This window comes from Neobacillus sp. 114, assembly GCF_030127045.1.
GTDB lineage: Bacteria > Bacillota > Bacilli > Bacillales > Cytobacillaceae > Neobacillus > Neobacillus rhizophilus.
In genome coordinates this window covers 2259255-2281112 of sequence record NZ_CP126144.1, presented here as the reverse complement: position 1 = coordinate 2281112, position 21858 = coordinate 2259255, and the positions used below count along the sequence as shown (strand labels likewise).

The 21858-nt window shown below is 40.2% G+C and carries 18 protein-coding genes and 1 tRNA gene; 7 read left to right on the top strand and 12 right to left on the bottom strand.

All coding sequences use genetic code 11. The annotated features are described in order from the left end of the window. Positions 1 to 17 precede the first annotated feature (17 nt). On the bottom strand, positions 18 to 2660 hold the full coding sequence (mutS, locus tag QNN06_RS11395) for a DNA mismatch repair protein MutS (RefSeq protein WP_217037229.1): 2643 nt from the start codon (positions 2658 to 2660) through the stop codon (positions 18 to 20). A gap of 912 nt (positions 2661 to 3572) precedes the next feature. Further along, positions 3573 to 5414 (bottom strand): M6 family metalloprotease domain-containing protein, encoded by a 1842-nt coding sequence (locus QNN06_RS11390; protein WP_284037576.1) that lies wholly within the window; start codon positions 5412 to 5414, stop codon positions 3573 to 3575. Positions 5415 to 5662: 248 nt separating this feature from the next. Between QNN06_RS11390 and QNN06_RS11385 the strand changes: the two genes are divergently transcribed. Both QNN06_RS11385 and QNN06_RS11380 read left to right on the top strand, forming a co-directional pair. Continuing rightward, positions 5663 to 6406, top strand: coding sequence for a YwaF family protein (locus QNN06_RS11385; RefSeq protein WP_213116244.1), 744 nt, complete (start codon positions 5663 to 5665; stop codon positions 6404 to 6406). Positions 6407 to 6617: 211 nt separating this feature from the next. After that, a tRNA-Arg gene (locus tag QNN06_RS11380) sits at positions 6618 to 6691 on the top strand. A 480-nt stretch (positions 6692 to 7171) separates the two neighbouring features. Here the strand turns inward: QNN06_RS11380 and QNN06_RS11375 are convergent. From QNN06_RS11375 to QNN06_RS11360, 4 genes are all read right to left on the bottom strand, one after another. Then, positions 7172 to 8422: an ATP-binding protein gene (locus QNN06_RS11375; RefSeq protein WP_217037231.1), complete on the bottom strand. Its 1251-nt coding sequence runs from the start codon at positions 8420 to 8422 to the stop codon at positions 7172 to 7174. Positions 8423 to 8664: 242 nt separating this feature from the next. Next, positions 8665 to 9999, bottom strand: a complete 1335-nt coding sequence (locus QNN06_RS11370) for a sigma-54-dependent transcriptional regulator (RefSeq protein WP_284037575.1) — start codon at positions 9997 to 9999, stop codon at positions 8665 to 8667. Beyond that, complete coding sequence (locus QNN06_RS11365; RefSeq protein ID WP_284037574.1) at positions 9978 to 12074, bottom strand: ATP-binding protein; 2097 nt, start codon at positions 12072 to 12074, stop codon at positions 9978 to 9980. Before QNN06_RS11365 ends, QNN06_RS11370 begins: the two co-directional genes overlap by 22 nt. Continuing rightward, entirely contained in the window at positions 12067 to 13080 is a 1014-nt protein-coding gene (locus QNN06_RS11360; RefSeq protein WP_213116248.1) for an ABC transporter substrate-binding protein, read from the bottom strand. The genes QNN06_RS11365 and QNN06_RS11360 overlap by 8 nt, the downstream gene beginning before the upstream one ends. A gap of 300 nt (positions 13081 to 13380) precedes the next feature. On the opposite strand from QNN06_RS11360, the gene QNN06_RS11355 reads away from it, so the two are divergent. Then, entirely contained in the window at positions 13381 to 14292 is a 912-nt protein-coding gene (locus QNN06_RS11355; RefSeq protein WP_217037234.1) for a c-type cytochrome, read from the top strand. Positions 14293 to 14426: 134 nt separating this feature from the next. On the opposite strand, the gene QNN06_RS11350 is transcribed toward QNN06_RS11355, so the two are convergent. The 3 genes from QNN06_RS11350 to QNN06_RS11340 form a co-directional block, all read right to left on the bottom strand. Continuing rightward, complete coding sequence (locus QNN06_RS11350) at positions 14427 to 15683, bottom strand: ATP-binding protein (RefSeq protein WP_213116250.1); 1257 nt, start codon at positions 15681 to 15683, stop codon at positions 14427 to 14429. Positions 15684 to 15882: 199 nt separating this feature from the next. Beyond that, positions 15883 to 16083, bottom strand: a complete 201-nt coding sequence (locus QNN06_RS11345; protein WP_284037573.1) for a hypothetical protein — start codon at positions 16081 to 16083, stop codon at positions 15883 to 15885. A 72-nt stretch (positions 16084 to 16155) separates the two neighbouring features. Further along, the gene (locus tag QNN06_RS11340; protein ID WP_284037572.1) at positions 16156 to 16422 is read right to left on the bottom strand and encodes a hypothetical protein; all 267 of its coding nucleotides are present in this window, start codon (positions 16420 to 16422) and stop codon (positions 16156 to 16158) included. 194 nt (positions 16423 to 16616) lie between these two features. Here QNN06_RS11340 and QNN06_RS11335 point away from each other — a divergent pair, with 194 nt between their 5' ends. From QNN06_RS11335 to QNN06_RS11320, 4 genes are all read left to right on the top strand, one after another. Beyond that, positions 16617 to 16871, top strand: a complete 255-nt coding sequence (locus tag QNN06_RS11335; RefSeq protein ID WP_213116252.1) for a transcriptional regulator SplA domain-containing protein — start codon at positions 16617 to 16619, stop codon at positions 16869 to 16871. Then, on the top strand, positions 16864 to 17892 hold the full coding sequence (splB, locus tag QNN06_RS11330; RefSeq protein WP_213116253.1) for a spore photoproduct lyase: 1029 nt from the start codon (positions 16864 to 16866) through the stop codon (positions 17890 to 17892). Before QNN06_RS11335 ends, splB begins: the two co-directional genes overlap by 8 nt. A 13-nt stretch (positions 17893 to 17905) precedes the next feature. Beyond that, a complete protein-coding gene (locus QNN06_RS11325; protein WP_213116254.1) occupies positions 17906 to 18328 on the top strand; it encodes a pyridoxamine 5'-phosphate oxidase family protein in 423 nt (140 codons plus the stop codon). A gap of 273 nt (positions 18329 to 18601) precedes the next feature. Beyond that, on the top strand, positions 18602 to 18871 hold the full coding sequence (locus tag QNN06_RS11320; RefSeq protein ID WP_284037571.1) for a hypothetical protein: 270 nt from the start codon (positions 18602 to 18604) through the stop codon (positions 18869 to 18871). Between the two features lie 119 nt (positions 18872 to 18990). On the opposite strand, the gene qoxD is transcribed toward QNN06_RS11320, so the two are convergent. Genes qoxD through qoxB form a run of 3 tightly spaced genes read right to left on the bottom strand, consistent with a single transcriptional unit; the run spans position 18991 to position 21816 of the window. After that, complete coding sequence (gene qoxD / locus QNN06_RS11315) at positions 18991 to 19272, bottom strand: cytochrome aa3 quinol oxidase subunit IV (protein ID WP_213116256.1); 282 nt, start codon at positions 19270 to 19272, stop codon at positions 18991 to 18993. 1 nt (position 19273) lies between these two features. After that, positions 19274 to 19870, bottom strand: coding sequence for a cytochrome aa3 quinol oxidase subunit III (gene qoxC, locus QNN06_RS11310; RefSeq protein ID WP_213116257.1), 597 nt, complete (start codon positions 19868 to 19870; stop codon positions 19274 to 19276). Further along, positions 19870 to 21816 carry a cytochrome aa3 quinol oxidase subunit I gene (gene qoxB, locus QNN06_RS11305; RefSeq protein ID WP_213116258.1) on the bottom strand — a complete coding sequence of 649 codons (1947 nt, stop codon included), beginning with the start codon at positions 21814 to 21816 and terminating at the stop codon, positions 19870 to 19872. The genes qoxC and qoxB overlap by 1 nt, the downstream gene beginning before the upstream one ends. Positions 21817 to 21858 lie beyond the last annotated feature (42 nt).

Sequence of the window (21858 nt, the reverse complement as noted above, 5' to 3'; positions counted from 1 at the left end):
TTCCGCCTCCTTAAAAACTACTTTAATTTCTTCTGCAATTCGAACAGCACGTTTATCGCCTGAAGTGGGGTAACATCCAATAAATCCAGTTCCTTAATTTTATCAAGAACCTTCTTTTCTTTGGTAGAAAGCTCCGGTTTCTTCGTTTCCTTTGGTTCATCAAAGAACGAGAGCTGAGTGAGATGATCTGGAACCACTTGGTCAGCCTCCGCTGCTTTTGATTCCTGAACTGCAGCAGGAGCAGCCACGGCCACTCGTTGTTCCTTCACTTCCCCAGGACCTCCTGGTTGCTGTTCAAAAGCAGTCAAAATCTCATTTGCCCTTGCAATTAATTCAGCCGGAAGCTCGGCCAACTGTGCCACATGAATTCCGTAACTCTTATCTGCCGGGCCTTCCTTAATTTTGTGTAAAAAGACAACCTTGCCATTATGCTCAATCGCACTGACATGGATATTTTTCAATTTGGAAAGCTCTTCTTCCAATACCGTCAATTCGTGATAGTGCGTAGAAAATAGCGTTTTCGCCCCGATACGGGTATGAATATACTCGATGATCGCCTGGGCTAGTGCCATCCCGTCATAAGTGGATGTCCCGCGGCCGATTTCATCAAATAAAATCAAGCTGTTCTGCGTGGCATTGGCGATTGCATTCTTGGCTTCAAGCATTTCCACCATAAAGGTACTTTGCCCGGAAATCAAATCGTCTGCTGCTCCAATGCGGGTAAATACTTGGTCAAAAATCGGCAGAACTGCTTCAGATGCCGGTACATAACAACCGATTTGCGCTAGGATTGATGTCAACGCAATCTGGCGCATGTAAGTACTTTTACCTGACATATTCGGACCTGTAATCAACAGCACTTCACGGTCGCTGTCCATAAAACAGTCATTTGGTACATATTCCTGAGTATTTAACACCTTTTCCACAACTGGGTGGCGGCCATCCTTCACCACGACACGGCGTTCTGATGAAAACTGCGGTTTCACATATCGGCGATTTTCACTCACTTGTGCAAAGCATTGCAGGACATCTAAACCACTCACAGTTTTCGCCAAAGCTTGCAGACGTGGAATATATTCCTTTACAGTTTCACGGATTTCCGTAAACAACTCATATTCAAGCTCGCCAATTTTTTCTTCCGCTTGTAAAATTAATGCTTCTTTTTCCTTTAGTTCAGGAGTAATAAAGCGTTCCGCATTTGTTAAAGTCTGCTTCCGCTCATAACGGCCTTCTTCCAGAAGGTGCAGGTTCGCTCTTGTTACTTCTATATAATAGCCAAACACACGGTTGTAACCGACTTTCAAGGATTTGATACCGGTTTTCTCGCGCTCTTCCCGCTCCAGCTGGGCAATCCACGTTTTGCCGTTGCGGCTAGCATCACGGTACTGATCAAGCTGCTCATTGTAGCCGTCCTGGATGATATTTCCTTCTTTTAACGAAATCGGTGGATTCTCGACAATCGCCTGCTCTAATAAATCGGTAACTTCCTCACACGGATCCAATTTTTCCGCGATTTCGTTTACCCTGGAATCCTGCATGTTGAGAAGAATTTCTTTTAAAAATGGTACCTGCAGGAGCGAATACTTTAATTGCACCAAATCACGGGCGTTCACGTTACCAAAGGCAACACGACCCGCCAAACGTTCCAGATCATAAACTTCCTTTAGTTTTTCACGAAGCTCCTGACGCTCAAAATAATGGTTCATGAGAACTTCCACCAATGAATGGCGATGCTCTATTTGTTCACGGTCAATCAACGGCCGGTCAATCCAATGCTTTAATGTCCTGCCGCCCATTGCTGTCATCGTTTCATCCAACAGCCATAATAACGACCCTTTCTTCCCTTTCGAGCGAATCGTCTCGGTTAATTCCAGGTTGCGCTTCGAATAGTAATCAATTTTCATAAATTGATGGATTTGATAGGTTGTGACGGGCTGAAGATGGTCAAGGCTTCTCTTTTGCGACCGGTATAGATAGTGAAACAGCCTTGCTGCTGTTTGCTTCAATTTATCTTGGTTCAAATCTTCAAGAAGGTTGGCAAAATTCATCTCTATTGAACTATTATCCTCAAAAGAAATGGCCAGTACATCGCGTTCGCGCATCTTCTTCTGAAGTTCACCGTCAAAATTGCTTGCGACGACAACTTCTTTGGCGCCTAAAACTGCTAACTCGTTCAGGACCTCGTCAAAATTGGTCAGTAGAGTTACTCTGCTTTCACCTGTAGAAATATCGTTATATGCTAGTCCGTATGTGGTATCGTCGAAAGCGGTAACTGAGGCAATATAGTTGTTCTCTTTATCTGTTAACCCTTTGCCGTCCATCACCGTTCCCGGGGTGATTAACTGAACCACTTCCCTGCGTACGACCCCTTTGGCCTGCTTCGGATCCTCTGTTTGCTCACAAATTGCTACCTTGTAGCCCTTTGCAACTAATTGTTCAATATAGTTGGCAGCTGAATGGTAAGGAACGCCGCACATTGGAATCCGTTCCTCTGTACCGCCTTCGCGGCTGGTTAATGTAATCTCTAATTCCTGGGATGCATTAATGGCATCCTCGAAAAACATTTCATAAAAGTCGCCTAAGCGAAAAAATAAAAAGGCATCCTTGTAATCTGCCTTAACTGCTAAATATTGCTGTATCATCGGCGTGTATGCTGTCATAATTTCCTCCACCGTTTCAAAACTTTCGATTATCTTCGACAAACAATTATATCATAAATGAAGGGATTATTTGTTGGTAGAAAAAACTATCTGGGTTATCGGTCCAGCGGATTTTCTTCGGGTTCGGGCTTCAATACCCTTTATTGGCTACCGAACCAACGGATTTTTCTTGGGTTCGAGCTCCAATTCCCTTTATTGGCTAGCGAACTGGTGGATTTTTCTTGGGTTTAGGCTTCAATCTCCTTGATTGGCTACCAAACTGGCGGGATTTTTCTTGGGTTCGGGCTCCAATACCCTTTATTGGCTACCGAACTGGCGGATTTTTCTTGGATTCGGGCTCCAATACCCTTTATTGGCTACCGAACTGGCGGATTTTTCTTGGGTTCGGGCTCCAATACCCTTTATTGGCTACCCAACTGGTGGATTTTTCTTGGGTTCGGGCTCCAATACCCTTTATTGGCTACCGAACTGACGGATTTTTCTTGGGTTCGGGCTCCAATACCCTTTATTGGCTACTGAACCAGCAGATTTTTTGCGGGTTTGGGCTCCCATACCCTTTATTGGCTACCCAACCGGTGGATTTTTCTTGGGTTCGGGCTCCAATACCCTTTATTGGCTACCGAATTGGTGGATTTTTCTTGGGTTTGGGCTCCCATACCCTTTATTGGCTACCGAACTAGTGGATTTTTCTTGGGTTCGGGCTCCCATACCCTTTATTGGCTACCGAACTGGCGGATTTTTCTTAGGTTCGGGCTCCAATAACCTTTATTAGAAACTTCACCTGATTTTTGTAGTCTACATTTTCATAATTTATTACTTAAATTTTATTAGCTCATTTTTTTAATAAACTAATATTATGAAAAACGCAAGAAACCTGAGCTAAAAAAATTGCCCAGGTTTCCTCCTTTTCTATTATCTTGTACTTTCATTAGTATTATAGAAGAACTTCGCCGTAATTGACCCATCTGCATTTTCTTTAATATCGGTTACATGGATTCCAGAATCGGCCGGTGTTGCACTGTTACCCTTCCAGAAATAATACGAACCAGTATGGACATTAGAGGTGGTTGGTGTAATCTTGGAACCTGTCTTAAAGAAGTCCCCAGCATCACCGCGGTTTTTATTTTTCTCTAAGTCATATTTTCCGTCCGCCTGCACGACAGATAATCCATAGTGAGTAACAACTGTACCGTCGCTAGCTTTCGATGACTGGTTGGATTGGAAGCGTTTGTTCATCCAGTTTTCGACGTTATTCGGACGGAAACCTGCAGTCTGATAGAGACTGATGATATTTTCGTCAACATGCCATGCTACTAAACCATGGGAATCAGCACCTTGGCGAATTAACCCTTTGTTAAATCCGTCCTGCTGGACATTTTCAAACAAGAAATACTCTGTTCCATTGGAACTTGGGACTTCCATTTTTACAATACCGTTATTAGCAGCAGCCTTATTAATTGCTGGCAACGTGATTTCCTTAACAGCATCCCCTAGTTTAACCTCAATCGGCTCAGCCCATCCTAAGAATACTTTTGAAAAAGGATCAAAGTGAGTCGGTGAGTTTCCGGAATAAGCCCCACTATCTGGATAACGCATCCAAGAGCCACCTGCCATCATGGAATAGTTTCCTACTCCTTCAGATGAGTATGCTGTATCATAGAAATCCGGCAATCCTAAAGCGTGGCCGAATTCATGGGCATAAACCCCGGCAGTAGCAGGATATGGACCCGTTTTCGCTGCTTCGTCGTAACCACCAGTAGCCTCGTTAAATCCAGCGACGTTCCCGCCGATGGCCGGTTGGATGTTGTAGTTATTGACGATGACTCCATCATACGTCATGTCCTCCGCAACCGTCTTATTAATCCACGCAGGCTGGCTCATCCCAGCATAAACATCAGCAGGTTTACCAGTTTCATAGTATTTCCCATAATATAACGCACTTAATAGACTCCATTTATGTGACCAAAATTGAGCAGGGTCAGCGCTCCACTCCGCACCCGTTCCTTCATGGATAACGAATACATTTGGAACCTCTCCATCTACTGCGTACTTTGAAAAATCAATTTGGTCATCAGCAGCCTTTAACAGGTCACGGATAAATTCACCTGTGTGGGCATCACCATTCACATTACCTAAAACATATTTACCACTTTCAGCATACGTACCTTCCTGATCTAAATAGTAGGAAGCACCTTTAGGCAGTTCCACCCAAACAAACTCTGTGTTTTCCTTACGAACAAGGTTCACTTTGCCATAACTCGATTCTTTATAAGCATTATGCATAGTGCGATCAGTCGGAGCTTTCACACCATTAAATTCCGCATATTGTTTAAAATAATCTAACTCATAAGGGTTATATTCATCACCAAAAATCAAATCCTCATAGTAATGCGCCGGCACTTGTCCTGGCAGGTCCCCAATCGGCTCGTCACCATCTTTATATTTAGCCAAAATAACAAGTACTGGCACATCACCTTTTGCGTCACGGTAAGCAACATGATTGTCACCAGCCTGCTGGAATTTTGTCCCTTGGTTAGCTAGCTTTTCTGCAGGGTCAACCTTTGAAAGGTCTTTTCCCAACTTCTTAGCTTTTTCAGCTAGTTCCGGAGACGCACCTACATAATGCGCCAAACTTAAACCATATGTACTAGAAGCCTGTTTTGCTTCCCCGCCCGGCTGGAATCCCGCCAATGCGATACTTCCTGCCAACGCCAATGTTAGACCCGTTTTTGATAATACTTTTAACAAGAGCATCCCTCCTAATAAAATCGTACTATTCAAACATATCAAAATTTTCCAATAGTCAAAAGGTACTTAATCCCCATAACTTTGGTAGCGTTTTCAAAAAATTATAAGAAGTAAGACCTTTGATCAAAACTTAAATATTTTTTGTAAAATTTTGTAATAATTTGCAAACCGATAGGTCCTTACATGCAGCATATAAAACGGTCATAATATATTTAGAAGTGTTTAAAATCGAATGGAAATAGGAGATGGTGTCGATGGATTGGTTTGGGGGCAGCTATAAAGACTTTGATTTTGAAATGTTCTCAAACAGTCATTGGATGATCATTGCCATCTTACTTCTAGGATCCACTGCAATTTTTGTAAATCGGGAAAAATTTTTCGACAACAACAAATGGAGAAAGGCGGAGATTGGGGCAGCGGTCTCGTTAATTTTAATTGAACTGACCTATCATTTCTGGATGTATATAAACGGAGACTGGGACGTTAGTCACGCTATTCCATTAGAACTCTGCAGCATCAGCTTAATTTTAACTGTTCTTTTGTTATTAACTAGGAAGAAAATCATATACGAAATTTTGTTGTTCACAGCCCTATTGGGAGCGTCACAGGCCATTTTCACCCCAGCCTTAAACTTTGACTTCCCGCATTTTCGTTTCTTTCATTTCTTTTACACACATTTAATGGATATTTGGGTGGTGCTCTACTTTACATGGGCTAGGGGCTACCGGCCTACCATTTGGTCTGTCGTAAAGCTTTTTGTTTTCTTAAATGTGTTAATGCCAATCATCATGTGGATCAATAAACTAGTCGGCGGAAATTATATGTATTTAAGCCATAAACCGAAAACAGCAAGTTTATTAGACGTCTTGGGGCCATACCCATACTATATTTTATCGCTTGAAGCGCTGTTAATCTCACTTAGCCTAATCGTCTGGTTAATCTTCCGTGAAAAAGGAAACGGAAACACCAAAAGAATTAAGGAACTACCAATTCGCTAAACTTCATTATTGACCTTTTTCGAAGTTCGAATTATAATAATAAACGTTCCTTAATTTTAAATGTCCCGATAGCTCAGCACGTTCGAATCCGCTCCCTTGAATATGCTTCAGCCTACTGACCGAACTGCTGCTTGATTAAGCTTACTGAGGTCAGGACGGGATTTAGCCACACTTTTTTGTGTGATGGAACTAAATATTCAGTTGTAAATTTGTCCCGATAGCTCAGCAGGATAGAGCAACAGTTTCCTAAACTGTAGGTCGGAGGTTCGAATCCTCTTCGGGACGTACGTAAAGACACCCTTGCCGCTGCAAGGGTGTCTTTGTTTTGCTCTCTTAGTTTCCATTATCACTCAGTTAGCGTGTTCAACATATAAGTAATGAAATTCCTTTCATGGCATAAAAATAGATTATTAGACATGCTTCGGTTTCCCGAATCAGGTCAGGAGGAATATTATGATTGAAACATTTCATGAACTTATTAATATTGAAAACATAATCTGGTTGTTCCCTGTCATGTTTATGTTCCATGCCTTGGAAGAGATCATAACTATTGAGAGTTTTATAACAAAGTACAAAAAACAAATCTGTTAGGACAAAAATTAATTCGGTATTCTGTCTAATTATCAAATGAAGGTAGTTGTTTTGATTAGTGTGTTTAATCCTGCAAAATTGAATGTAATCCACTTGTCCCTTCATTTTTACTAAAAAACCAAGCCGGAAAAAATCCGGCTTGGTTTAATAATCCTTCCAAATATTATTTTCGCTTTAGGCTATCTGAGGCAAAAGAATAATAAATTCTGTCCCCACTCCCTTTTCGCTTTTCACTTGGATCTTCCCCTTAAAAGAACTGATAATTTGAAAGCTTACCATCATTCCGAGTCCCGTCCCGCTTTCCTTTAAGGAATAAAACGGAGAGCCAAGCCGGTCGATTTGCTCTTGGCTCATCCCGATTCCTTGATCCTTAATGCTAATTTTTATATACCCATCTTCATTTGAAACACATGAAATCCACACCATTCCACCGGTCGGCATCGACTCGATTGCATTTTTCAAAATATTAATCAAGGACTGGTTTAATTTTTGAGGATTAGCATAAATCCAACCATTTTCATAAATATCCGTTTTTATCTCAACATTATAGCCAAGGGCGTAACTGTGAATAAGATTAACCACACGATGTAATTGGTTTCCTACATCAACTCTTATTTCGTTATGGATGGTTGGTTTCCCAAAAGATAAGAAATCATTAATAATTTCATTGGCTCGATCTAATTCTTCGATGGATAGCTGGATGTATTCCTTTTTCTTTTGAGCCAAATTGGGTTCGTCAAGAAGCTGCAGAAAACCTCGAGTCACCTGCATCGGATTTCTAATTTCATGAGCAAAAACACTTGTTAACTCACTGATTACTCGTAATTTCTCTGAGTCTTGCATCTCTAGCCGCAGCTGGTGGATCTCCCTGATTTTTTCAATTAACAAAGTGAAGGACCAGGTAAATACGACAGCAAAAATCAAATGAATCATCTGTACTTTAAGATGTTCAAACGTAAAACCTCTTAACATCCCAAAAACAGTAAGGCCAATTAAACAGTAGTAAACGGAAAGGCCCACTGCAATTTTAACCCTTTTATCTTTTTTCGCCTTTTTGAAAGACTTTTGAAAAAACAATATAAAAGGAAGTGATATCAATAAGACAAGTACGGTATTATAAAAACCCACGCTGATGCCGAAATTAAGTCGATACAGTAGGATTAGGCCCGCGAGGAAAATACTCGGCCAAAATCCTCCGTATAGGCTTCCTAACAGAAGAGGGATAATTCTTAACTCCAACCTGGCATTTTGACCAAAACTCACTGGAAAGGACATGCAAAGTATTATTGAAATCCCCCACAAAATGGTCATTATGACATGTTTATTTTTTTCGCTCTTTACCTTTTCCGTAATAAAGGTAGAGTAAATAAATATGGGAATGACCGTAAGAGTCAGCTGTAGCAAAAAATCCTTTACGATACTCATCTTCGTTACCTTTCGTATACCGTTACCAAAATTCTATTAATAATATTCATATTATACTTTAAATTTTTCAAAATTTGTCGACTTAGTTTTTGAAAATAATGAAATTTTTTAAAATCTAGAAGAGTAATTTTTATGGAATGGTTTGATATGCTGGAATGGGTTCAACGCTTCAATTCAAAAAATGGCACCTACTTTCCATTAGGTGCCATTTCTGTTGTAAGGATACTGACAATTTGCCCTATTCATTCCCCGTTTAATCCATATTGTTCAATTTTTCGATAAAGATTCCTCACGCTAATCCCTAGTGAATCGGCTGCTTTCGTCTTATTCCAATTTTGTTTCTTCAGAGTAGATGCAATATGCTTCCTTTCTAGTTCTTCTAATGTAAAATAAGAAGAGGCCTCCAGCTCTGTTGGTCTTTTGTCAACGGGAAGCAGCAGATCATGTGTTTCAATACATTCACCTGTCGATAAGAGCAATCCCCTCTCGATAACATGGTGCAGCTCCCTTACATTCCCTGGAAAGGAGTAGCAGCAAAGCGCCTCAATCGCATCAGGAGACAGCTTTTTATGGGGTGTCCTTGATTGTTTAATAAAACAATCAATTAACAATGGAATGTCTTCTTTCCGTTTCCTAAGCGGAGGAATCACCAGCTTTACTACGTTTAAACGATAATAAAGGTCCTCGCGAAATTTGCCCTCCGCTATTTCCTTTTCCATCTCCCGATTGGTCGCGGCAACTACCCGTACCTTTACGCGCCTCTCTCTGATATCGCCAACCCTTCTAAATTCTCCGGATTCCAAAAATCTTAATAGCTTTACTTGTACAGAAAGCGGCATTTCGCCAAGTTCGTCCAAAAACAAGGTCCCCCCGTCCGCGGCCTCTACAAGCCCCTTTTTGTCCTGGTTTGCACCGGTAAACGCTCCTTTTACATAGCCAAATAGTTCACTTTCCAGCAGCTGTTCCGGCAATGCCCCGGAATTCACCGGCACAAACGGCTCTTCGGAACGAATGCTCCAATAATGGAGAGCCTTGGCAAATAACTCTTTGCCAGTACCGCTTTCCCCTTCAATCAAAACAGGAACGTCGCTGCTTGCAATTCTTCTGATCAAGTCCAATACCTGCTTGAAATTTGGACTTTCCCCGATAATATGAAATTCATTTTGCTGCTTGATAATTCTCCTCATACTATCATTCTTCGTTTTTAACAGTTTGCTTTGTTTGGCCTTTTCAATGGTCAGCTCTAATTCTGAAAGATTATACGGTTTGGTGATATAATCAAAGGCGCCAAACTTCATGGCTTCAATCGCTGTTTCAATCGTTCCATGGCCGGTCAGCATTAAGATTTCTGTTTCAGGCTGTAATCTCTTTGTTTCTTTTAAAAGGGAAATTCCGTCCATCCCTGGGAGCCTTATATCATAAACCGCCACATCATAATATTGTTTTTTTAATTTAGATAACGCATCTTCTGCATTTTCTGCACTCTCCACTTCATATCCTTTACGTTTTAATCGACGAACCAGAAGCTCAAGTAAATCCTTCTCGTCGTCAACAATTAAGAGCTTTGCTGCAGCCATCGCTTCTCTTCCCTCCCAACAGGAATGTGAATTTCTATAGTGGTACCCATTCCCAGTTCACTATCGATTTCAATCGTTCCCCCGAATTGCTGGATGATCCCATAACAAACGGATAAACCAAGTCCTGTCCCTTTACCAACCGGTTTGGTTGTATAAAAAGGGTCGAAAATTTTCGGGAGAATTCTTTTTGAAATGCCACTTCCATTATCAGAAACTATTAATACAAGATTCATGTTGTCTGTTTTGGCTCCAATCTTAATTATTCCGCCATCAGGCATGGCATCAACGGAATTATTGATTAAATTGACAAGCACTTGCATCAGTTTGATGCTGTCTCCAGCAATATTCGGAAGGTTTTCCCCCATCTCTACTTCCAGCTTGATGTGATTTTTTCTTAACGAATATTCAACTAAACTAATGCTGTTTTGAATCGTTTCAGACAAATCTATACGGGACAATGTCCAATTTGATTTTCGGGAGAAATTCAGGAGATTTCCAGTTATTCTTTTGCATCTCTCTGTATTTTCTTTAATTTTCTTCAAATATAAAAATACTTCTTCATGCACGATTTGTTCATCATCTTGGATACGGTCCATCAAGTCTTCTGCGTAAACATTTATTGTTGTAAGCGGGTTATTCACTTCATGGGCAAAACTGGATGCCATGAGCCCTAACGCTGCGAGTTTATCCGTTTGAATGATTTTTTCCTCCATATGTTTTTGCTCGGTAATATCCTCTATCACAATTAGGAATTCCCCTTCTCCAGCAATTGCATGATTTAGAGGAAAAACACGTCGTCTAAAAATCCTATCTGTCCCGGCATCGAATTTCAAATTCATTACTTTATCTACTGCAGTCTCCTTCTCTGGGCAAGGCAAGGGGCAATTTTCGCATGGTAAGTTTTTTTCGCCTATTAACCTATAACAAGGAAGAGAAACCTGGTCGTCTTTTAACCATTGTTTCAAAATGGGGTTCATCCACGTGACGGCATATTGGTTCGTTATGAGTGCCAGTCCGGCACCTATTCCGCTGACCACAACATCTAGTCGTTCTTTTTCCTGTGCCAGCCTGATGGTTTTATCCTCAAGCTCCTTGCTCATTTCATTAAACGATGCTGTTAGCTGTCCCAGCTCATCTTTTCTTGTAATTTCTACTGGTTTATTTTTGGAGCCAATTGTTAATTTTCTCATTGCATTCTCTAATATAATTATCGGCTTTGTAAAATAAAAGCCAGCATAAACACTAATAAAGCTAACAATTAAGGTAACTAGGGCAGCTGCCCAAAACCCGCTTTTCATCATATGATAAATGGGTTGATAGGCTGTATCTTTCGGCTGTTCCATCACAAGTGTCCAGTCAAGTTCGTTTATTTTTGTTTTTACCCCTAATACCTCTTTTGGGTTAACCGGCTCCTGTTTTGCCCACAACTTACGATAGTCTTGATGGGCAATCACTTTCCCATTTCGATCGACTAAATAAAGGTACGCAGAATCGTTAGGACGAAGAGAGGAAATTTGCCCGATGATTTTCTGCAATTGTACCACCACGCCAATACCCTTTCTCTCACCATTATCGTAAAAGGGAACCGCCAGCTTTATCACCGGTTGGTCGAACTGATTGAACTCGACTCCCCCGTAGATTTTTTCCTTCTTCTGAAAGGCAGACCACATGTCCTTCGTAAACCAGTTTTCATTTTTCTCTGGGCGATTCAATTTGTAACGGGAAACCCTCTTCTCCACCGTTCCATTTTTATCTGTGACAACAACTTCCTCTATTGAGTCATTTTTTACAAGAAGTTCGTATAAAGTATCTTTTTCCATCTGAAGATTTTTAAAGGAAGAAAATACTTGGATTCGCTGAATCGTTTGATCAAACTCCATTTCAATTTGATTAGAGAGATTCTCGAGTATCAGTTTCTGTTTATCTATGATTCTTTCTTCTAAATCTGCTTTTATAAAAGAGTAATAGTAAAAACTGATTAGCAAGAGAGGCACAGAGGACATGATTAATCCAAATACTAGGACCTTGTTTCGAATAGGGATGGAATTAATAAAAGTATTTCTGATTCTACTCATTCTTTTCCAACCCCTCCCCTTTTGCTGGGTTTATCGTTTCGGCCATGCTCCCAATATTTTTATTTAAGGAAAATCCTAATTTACCTCTCACCTGATCATTAATAATAAAACGGATCCGGTCTGGCACCTCAACTGGAAGGTCTCCTGGTGAGTTTCCTTGGATAATTAAGCTTACATACCTTGCAGCTTGGTATCCTTGATCAAAAAAGCTTGCCCCATAACTGGCTAAAAAGCCCTGCTCGACCTCATGCTCATAGATTCCCATTGTCGGAATCTTGTATTTTTGGGATAACGCGACAATTTCCTTTGTAGCTGATTCAATGCGAAATCCTGGCAAAATTAATATCGCATCATTCGGCCTTACACTCTTTTGCAGGCTCTGCAAAAAATCAGATTCAGCCGCATTTACAGGTAAAATTGGTATAGAAAGTATTTTTGCTGTTTCTACCGTCTCTTTTAAACTGATTCTGCTTATTTCAATCTCATCATCGTATAAAACGAGAACTCGATTAATTGACGGAACTAAGTCATGCAATATTTCCAGGCGTTTGCCCGAAATCTTTGTATGATAATTATTGACCCCAGTTAAAAGTCCCCCGGGAGATTGATAGTCTTGAATCAACCCAATTTCCCTCGGTGCTGCCACTCCCGCAAAAACAATAGGAATGTTAAGATGCTGTTTCTCCATTTCAGCTTTTAATGTAGTGGTTTCAATCCCGCCAAGAGTGACAATTAAATTGGGACGATCCTTTAACAAATCTTTAATTTGTCTCTCTAATCGTCCCTCTTGGTCATTCGCATTTTTTAAAATAAAGTTTATTTCTTTCTTCTTATAGCCGAGATCTTGGAGTCCCTGTTGCAACCCGGAAAACTTCTCGTTTCGGCTATCTCCCATCATAACGATGCCGATTTTTAACGACGGCTGCTCATTGGTTTCGACATAGTGATAAATGAAGACGGAAATCGTAAGGATGATTAGGATAGAAAGATACCATTTAATTTTCACTTCATTTGCCTCCACTTTTGTCTTCTTTTTTATAACTATATCGAAAAAAATAACATTACTACCTTAGTAATTAGGAGAACTTTATGAACAATACAAGCAAGCCTCTGCTCCTTCAAATAAATGTTTTGTAGGATGGGTCTTCCTTTAAAAGCCTGACAAATTGTCACACTGTGACTTTTTGTCATGGCTATGTTGGCAAAAAAATTTTTTAAACCCGTTAATATCCTAGAGCAAAGATTTGGCACGGAAATTGCATTAATAGTAATTGTAGATAAATAAATGAAACTAGGAGTGGGAAAAATGATTAAGTTAACCAAGACTCAAAAAGGATATGTCCTGACAATTGTAGCCAGTGCATTCCTACTGGCGGGATGCAATTCTGACAAGCCGGCTGAAGCTAAGCAATCAACAAAAACTCAGGAAGCAACAGTAGAACAAACAGCCATGAAATCGTATCAGCCGCCTAGTCTGGATAAAGTACCAGAAGGGCCCCTCGGTGACTCTATTAAATATGGATATAAATTAATGCATGAAACCAATACCGTAGTTCCTAACAATGTAGGCAATAATTTGGCATGTTCAAGCTGTCACGGTACGGCCGGAACGGATGCAACGTCCCCTTTAACGGGTGTTACAGCAGTCTATCCCGCTTATAATCCGCGGGCCGGTAAAGTATTGACAATCGAAGACAGAATCAATGGCTGCTTCAAGAGAAGTATGAATGGTAAGCCGCTGGAAGCAACTAGTGATGAAATGCGGGCGATGGTTGCCTACTTAAACTATATTTCTACAGATGTGCCAATTGGTATAAAAGAACGACCTTGGGTTGTGAAAAACTCAATGCAAAACGTTCCAAAACCAGATCTTGCAAATGGTGAAAAGCAATTTCAGCAATCCTGCTCACAATGTCATGGAGCAGATGGTTCTGGAACCGGCCCTACAACTGGTCCGGCACTTTGGGGAGATAAATCCTTTAATATCGGAGCCGGAATGGGAAGAATCTCAACAGCAGCAGGTTATATTAAAAGAAATATGCCTCTTGGGGAAATGGGCGGTATTAAACAGGGCAGCTTAAGCGATCAACAAGCTGCGGACCTTGCAGGCTTTATCCTTGCGAAAGAACGCCCTGATTTTGCTGAAAAGGCAAACGATTGGCCGTTAGGAGATGCTCCTGCAGATGTACCCTATGAATTAAAAAGCAGTAAAAAGTAATTGATGATCGCAAAAAAACTAGGACAAAAAAAGCTCTTGAATCATGGATTCAAGAGCTTTTTAATGGATGTTTTTTATTGTAGTAAATTTAAATTTCAATTGACTTTTAAATTGGGAATCCGCCATTTTGAAATTTATCCTAAGATTGCCGGTAAAGAAAGGATGACTTCTGTACCTTTACCGGGTGAACTATGAATCTTAATTTTGCCATTCATACTTTCAATGATTCTGTAAACCACCATCATCCCCAGCCCAGTTCCGTTTCCCGTCATGGTAAAATAGGGCTCGCCTAGCCTTTCGAGCACTTCTCTGCTCATTCCAATACCATTATCCAGTATGCGTATATGACATTCCCTATCCTTGAGATCAGTTTTAATGGTGATATCTCCACCATTCGGTATGGCTTCAATACTATTTTTTAAGATGTTCCCCAAGGCCTGTACCATTTTTGCTGGTTCTCCAAGTACATAACATTGGCAGCTAGAGTGATGATTGGAGATCTGGACGTTATACTGATTGGCATATGGTTCCATAATCGAAACCGCTTCCTTTATGGAAACTTCTATATCCATTTTTTCCATTTGGTTAGGGTAAGGTCTGGCAAATGTTAAATAGTCTGTTACGACCCGGTCAACGCGGTCGATTTCATCTAGAGCTAATTGAAATAACAAGTCTCTTTTTTCCTGAGGCATGGTTTGGTCATATTTCAGTAATTGCACCATCCCGCGAGCAGTGGTTAACGGGTTTTTAACCTCATGGTTGACTGCAGCTGCTAAATGACTCACCGTCTCGAGCCTGGCCGCTTGAAATAGCTCCATCCGCTTTCGATAATTTTTCCGTATCGCTTCCTCAGATAAACTTACTAGAATGATCCCTAAAAGGTTCACGATGAGATAGTTAATCGAAAAATTTATGGTATCTGATTGAATAAGGTGGTCAGATCCATAAAAAAGAACAATAACCGAAAAAAGCATATTAATGCCGGCAGCCAAAAACACTTTATTAAAAGTTTTCAATCGAAAATAAATAGGTCTAACAAAATGACCAATGAGAAACAGTGAAACTGTACTAATAATAGAACCGAGTATACCCGGACCACCTTGAATAATTCTAATGAAGATAGTTTCGATTGCGAGTAAAAATCCGATAAAAGGGCCGCCATACAAGGTACCCAACCAAAGAGGGATCCTCCGCAAATCAAAATTCAAACCATTATCTTTATAGAAGGAAAATACCATACAAAACAATATAGCGATTCCATAGGTGGCGAGAATTCCATACTTTTTTACAAATGGACTTTCAGGCTTACTTTCATTCCAGAATTGATGAACAATCATTGCGATTATGATAACCAATAAGTTAAAAAGCATATTACTGCTTTCATTAATCATTAAGAATTCCCCTTCATCTGCATTTCCTTCTATATATGCTGCATCACTATTTGGTTTTTGGGATTTAAAACGGTTAATCTAAAAAGATATTATCACAGACGAAATAGAATTCCCATATTAGTTTTATAAAACAATGAAAGAATATTTAAACAAAGAAAAAACAAGCCGAAATGAATCCGGCTTGTCATTATAATTATGGTTAATTAACTTGATTCCCCAAGCTAGGCGGCAATAACTTCTCACTTTCAAATACCTTTCCAAGTGCTTCGTCAGCTTTTTCAAAGGTTGCGTCGGCTGCTTCAAAATTTGGGGCTTCTTTTTTCAATTCATCAGCTTTTGCCTGATAGGACGCTGCAAATTCTTTTAGGACGGCTTCAAGCTCTGCCTGATGGTCCTTCAACTTTGCTGGAATTTGAATGCTGTTTAGTTCAGCGGCAATTGCTGCTGCAGCTGCAATTGCATCTGCTTTATCCTAAACAGTTGGCAGGTCTTCTGGCTTTGCGTCTTCCTTGGATGCCTTCGCTACATATGTATCTAAAGACACATCTTTCGCGTTAATTTTCTTACCAAGCTCCGTATAAAATTTAACTAATTCCTTCTTTACTTCCGTCTTGGGTGCTACTGCTTCCTCAGTATTTTTCTTTTCCTTCTCTGGCGTTTTTGCCTCGTCACTACTTGAGCATGCAGCAAGTCCAATAGTCATGGTTAATGCTGCGATTGATAATAAAAACTTCTCCATTTTGTTTTCCCCCTATTTCTCTATTGCTTTTTACAGCATTGTATTAGACGGAGGAAAAAGGTCATTATTGTTTCACAAAATAGGGATTTTTTGTATTTCTTTAATAGAAATAACTTATTTTAATTTGGAGAAAATAATGAAGGATTAGCATGGATATGTTAATAAACGACATTTAGGAAAGGAAGGATGAAACCATGTCGATTCAATCCTTTCAACCGGGACAAATAGTATATGTAATTATCCGCAATCCTCATGCACAGGATGTGGCCAATGTCCAAGAAGCAGCGGTTGTCCAAAATCCTGAGTCACCAGGTGATTTGGCGCTGTTTGTGTATGAAACCTATTATCCATTAAATGATGAAGTAGCAGTTTTTAGCTCTTCTTCCGAGGCAGAAAATGCCTTTCAGGAAGCATTCGGCTACACAGAAATCGAGGGTTATTATGGTTAAACCCTTTGTCCCTCAACTTGTCTATGTAGAACCCGATGCATTGACCTATCCACTTGGAAAAGAGCTTGTGTCCAAATTTGAGAATATGGGGATTGAGATAAGGCAAACCACCTCCCATAACCAAATTCGGAATTTACCCGGGGAGAATGACTTTCAGAGGTATCGTGTCGCCAAATCAACACTCGTCGTCGGAGTAAGAAAAACGCTGAAATTTGATACCTCCAAACCTTCAGCAGAATATGCGATTCCCTTTGTGACTGGCTGCATGGGTCATTGCCATTATTGTTATTTGCAAACGACGATGGGCAGCAAGCCTTATATCCGCACGTATGTCAACATTGATGATATTTTTGAAGCAGCCGAGAACTATATGAAAGAACGTGCTCCGGAACCTACACGGTTTGAAGCATCTTGTACTTCGGACATCGTCGGTGTGGATCATTTAACCCATACCTTAAAAAAAGCGATTGAGTTTTTTGGTGAATCTGAATATGGAAAGCTTCGTTTTGTCACAAAGTTCGCCCATGTTGATCATTTGCTCGATGCTAAACATAACGGGAAAACACGCTTTCGGTTCAGTATGAACGACGATTATATCATCAAAAATTTTGAGCCAGGCACCTCCCGCCAGCACGAAAGAATTGAGGCGGCTGGAAAAGTCGCAAATGCAGGATTTCCTTTAGGTTTTATTATCGCCCCTATCTATTTACATGACGGCTGGAAGGAAGGCTATAAGGAAATGTTTGAAAAATTAGAGGCCGAACTTCCAGATACAGCGAAAAGGGACTTAACCTTCGAGCTGATTCAACATCGCTTTACCAAACCGGCAAAAAAGGTCATAGAAAAAAACTATCCAATGACGAAATTGGAATTGGATGAGTCGAAACGGAAATGGAAATGGGGTCGCTATGGGATCGGAAAGTACGTGTATACCGACCAAGAGCAAGAGGATATCAAGGATACCTTGGGTTCATATATCCATAATTATTTCCCTGAAGCGAAAATTGAGTATTTCACTTAAAGGAGTAGATTTCATGACAAATTCAGATCTAAAAGAAAAGGTCCAGAAGGTTATCTCTGACCACAAAACGGGCATTCTTTCGACAGTTGAAAATAATAAACCCCATTCCCGGTATATGACTTTTTATAACGACGAATTAACCTTATATACACCAACAAAAAGGGATACTGAAAAAATCGGGGAAATTGAGAAAAATCCGAACGTATCTGTTCTATTGGGTTATGAAAAAAAAGGACAAACTGATTCCTATGTTGAAATATCCGGAACTACCGCTGTTAATGATTCTAATCAGCTGAAACAACAATATTGGGAAGAGTCATTTAGTCAATGGTTCAACGGCCCTGACGATCCGAACTATATTTTTCTTGAGATAAAACCAGAAACCGTTCGTATTATGAATCTTAACGGTGAACCATCACAAGAATTGAATTTGTAAACTTAACCACAAAGGTTACCCTTATCCACATAAATAGGAAGTTCTTGACTCACTAAACTTTTATATTAAATAGAGACTTTAATAGTAACAGGATTCAGTCGTGTAACTGAATCCTATTTGTAGTTTTCAGTGCGTACCATATATTTGTGACAAATCCGAAATATTTTTTGACAATTTTGTGAACAAAGTTTTGACAATTTTGTGAACTCGGTGAATAATATATAGTATAAGAGATTTGGAAGTGTAAATCATCCCCATCCCAAGGAGGTCGTAATGATGAATTCGCGAATGAAAATATTACATGCAACAAAATGGGCCGGCAGTATTACCTTACTAACGGGTATCATGATTTTTTTATACGGAATTGTAAGCGGTTTAATGCCGATCACCGGGATTGGGATTGGAACCATTGTTGGAGCGGTGATGTTCTTTCTGATGGGAATGTTTTTTATCGCGACAGAGGAAATGGTAGAAAAAACAGACAAGGGATTGGAAATCCCGCCAATGCCAATGAAACCGAGATTATATTTAGTAAAAAGATAAATGAAAACTCGTCGAATGGCGAGTTCGATAGGACGAAGACAGAGACGTAGTTGAATTTATTATTTCCTATAAGCTAAAGAAAGAGAGCGTCTCTAAAGACGCTCCCTTCTTCATTCTATTTACATATCCCAAAGGAAAATGAGTAATGTTCCAAAAACGGTAATCAGGGCCATGGCAATCATAAAAAACACCTTGCCATAAATTACCCACTTATCTTCTGATTCGCCAGCGTGCATAAACACAACAAGCTGCAGAAGAGCCTGAACAAATGCTGTGACAACTAGGACAACCATTCCTTGTGCAAAGGACAGTTTCAAGAAATAGACTGCAAGAGCAGCTGCCGTTAGAACTAAGGAAAAGACAAAACCTATTATTTGTTTTCGTGGGAATAATTCGCTCATCTTACATCATTCCTTTCAAATAGATGAAGCTGAAGATGAAGATCCAGACAACATCCAAGAAATGCCAGTAAAGTGAAAAGATAAAGGATTTATTCGCAGTTTCAGGCGTTAAGCCGCGTTTTTTCACTTGCAAAAGGATAGCTGTTCCCCAGAATAATCCGAAGGTAACGTGCAGTCCGTGAGTTCCTAATGTAGTCATCAGCATGGCTGTAAACGCGCTGGTCTGCAATGTTGCACCATCATGGATATAAGTGATGAACTCATCAATTTCAAAGCCTAAGAACCCTAGACCAAGAAGAAGTGTAATCACAAAGAAAGTCATCATTGCTTTTTTGCGTCCTAGACGCATTGCGTGAACGCCAAGTCCGATGGTAAAACTACTTGTTAATAACAAAAGTGTTTCTATTATAACCGGAGCTATTTCAAAAATCTCTGTACCACTTGGACCGCTTCCGGTTCTATGCTCTAACGTAAAGTAAGAGGTAAACAGTGTAGCAAACAGCATAATTTCAGCTGCAAGGAAAACCCAAAAGCCAAAAATATTCAGTCCATTTTGTTTTGTACCATATTCTAATGGCAGCGAGTGATCGACTTTCATTATTTAGCACCTCGCAGTTTTGTTTCAGTTTCTTCTATTTCTTTAACAGAAATATAACGGCCATGGTCCTGTTCGAATGAGCGAAGAGCCATACATGCCAAAATACCAATTAGTGAAAGAATTGCCGGAATCCATAAGGAGAAGACCAGTGAAAATCCTAACACAAAGAAGATCGCGCCCATAATAAATGGAACTCCGCTGTTATTTGGCATATGAATTTTTTCCACTTTACCCGGAAACAGCGCATGACCTTTTTTCTTAGCATCCCAGAATCCTTCACTAGAAGCAACCTGTGGCTCGACGGCAAAGTTGTATTCCGGTACTGGAGTATGTGTTGCCCATTCAAGCGAACGTGCATCCCATGGATCCGCACCAATGTTTCTTGGTGAATAACGAACACTGTAATAAACATTATAGACAATTAAGGCAAAGCTGATGGCCATAACACCTGCACCAACGAATGAAACCATATTTAATGGTCCATAACCTGTTGCTTCTGAATAAGTGTACATACGGCGTGCCTGACCATCTAAACCAGTAATATACATTGGGAAGAACGCTAAGCAGAATCCGATCGTAAGCGTCCAGAATGACCATTTCCCAATTCTTTCATTTAACATAAAGCCAAACATTTTTGGCCAATAATAGGTTAGACCAGCAAGCATAGCAAATACTACACCCGGGATAATTGTGTTATGGAAGTGAGCTACTAAGAACATTGTGTTATGGTACTGATAGTCAGCAGCTGACATCGCTAGCATGACCCCTGTCATCCCGCCGATTACAAATAGCGGAATAAACCCTAGAGAGTATAACATTGGAACGGTAAATCGTATTTTCCCCTTCCATAACGTAAATAACCAGTTGAAAATCTTAACACCTGTTGGAACGGCAATCATCATTGTTGTAATGGAGAAGAAGCTGTTTGCAACTGCCCCCTGCCCCATCGTAAAGAAATGGTGCGCCCAAACCATACAGGATAGTGCTGAGATAATAACCATGGATGCAACCATTGATTTATAGCCATAAAGGTTACGGCCTGCAAAGGTTGAGATAATCTCACTGTAAATACCAAATGCAGGTAATATAAGGATATAAACTTCAGGATGTCCCCAAACCCAGAATAGGTTGGCCCAGAGCATATCCATACCGCCATTTGTCGTTGCAAAGAAATGAGTTCCGAACAATCTGTCCATGGTTCCCATCGCAAGCGCAACTGTAATGACAGGGAAAACCGTTACGATGATAAGATTTGTTACTAAAACAGACCATGTAAACATCGGCATTTTCATTAAGGTCATGCCAGGTGCTCTCATTTTCATGATCGTTGTAATCATGTTAATACCGGTCATTAGTGACCCAATACCGGATATTTGAATCGCAATCATATAATAGTTCGTTCCGACATGTTGACTGAAATCATTACCTGCGAGCGGGAAATAAGAAGTCCATCCTGCATCAGGAGATCCGCCGATAACAAAAGAGATATTAAACAGCATCGCACCAAAGAAGAACAACCAGAAGCTCAATGCGTTCAATCTTGGGAAGGCCACATCACGGGCGCCAATTTGTAATGGAACAACATAGTTCATGAAAGCAAAGATGAATGGCATTGCCATAAACATGACCATGATAACCCCGTGTGTTGAGAAAACTTCATTGTAATGCTGAGGATCAAGCAGTTTATTATCAGGTACAGCCAGCTGGGCACGCAGCATAATCGCATCCACGCCGCCGCGGAATAACATAATTAAGGCAGAGAGTAAATACATAATCCCAATCCGTTTATGGTCAACTGTTGTTAACCATTCGCGCCATAAATATCCCCATTTTTTGAAATAGGTTAAGCCTGCAATAATGGCAACCACTGTTAGGCCAATCGCTACCATAGATGCATAGATTGCAAGACTTGGATTTGGTATGGCAAAACGTTCAAAGAACTCCATCCTTTATTAACTCCTTTCGAGAGATTAATTTTTTCAATAATT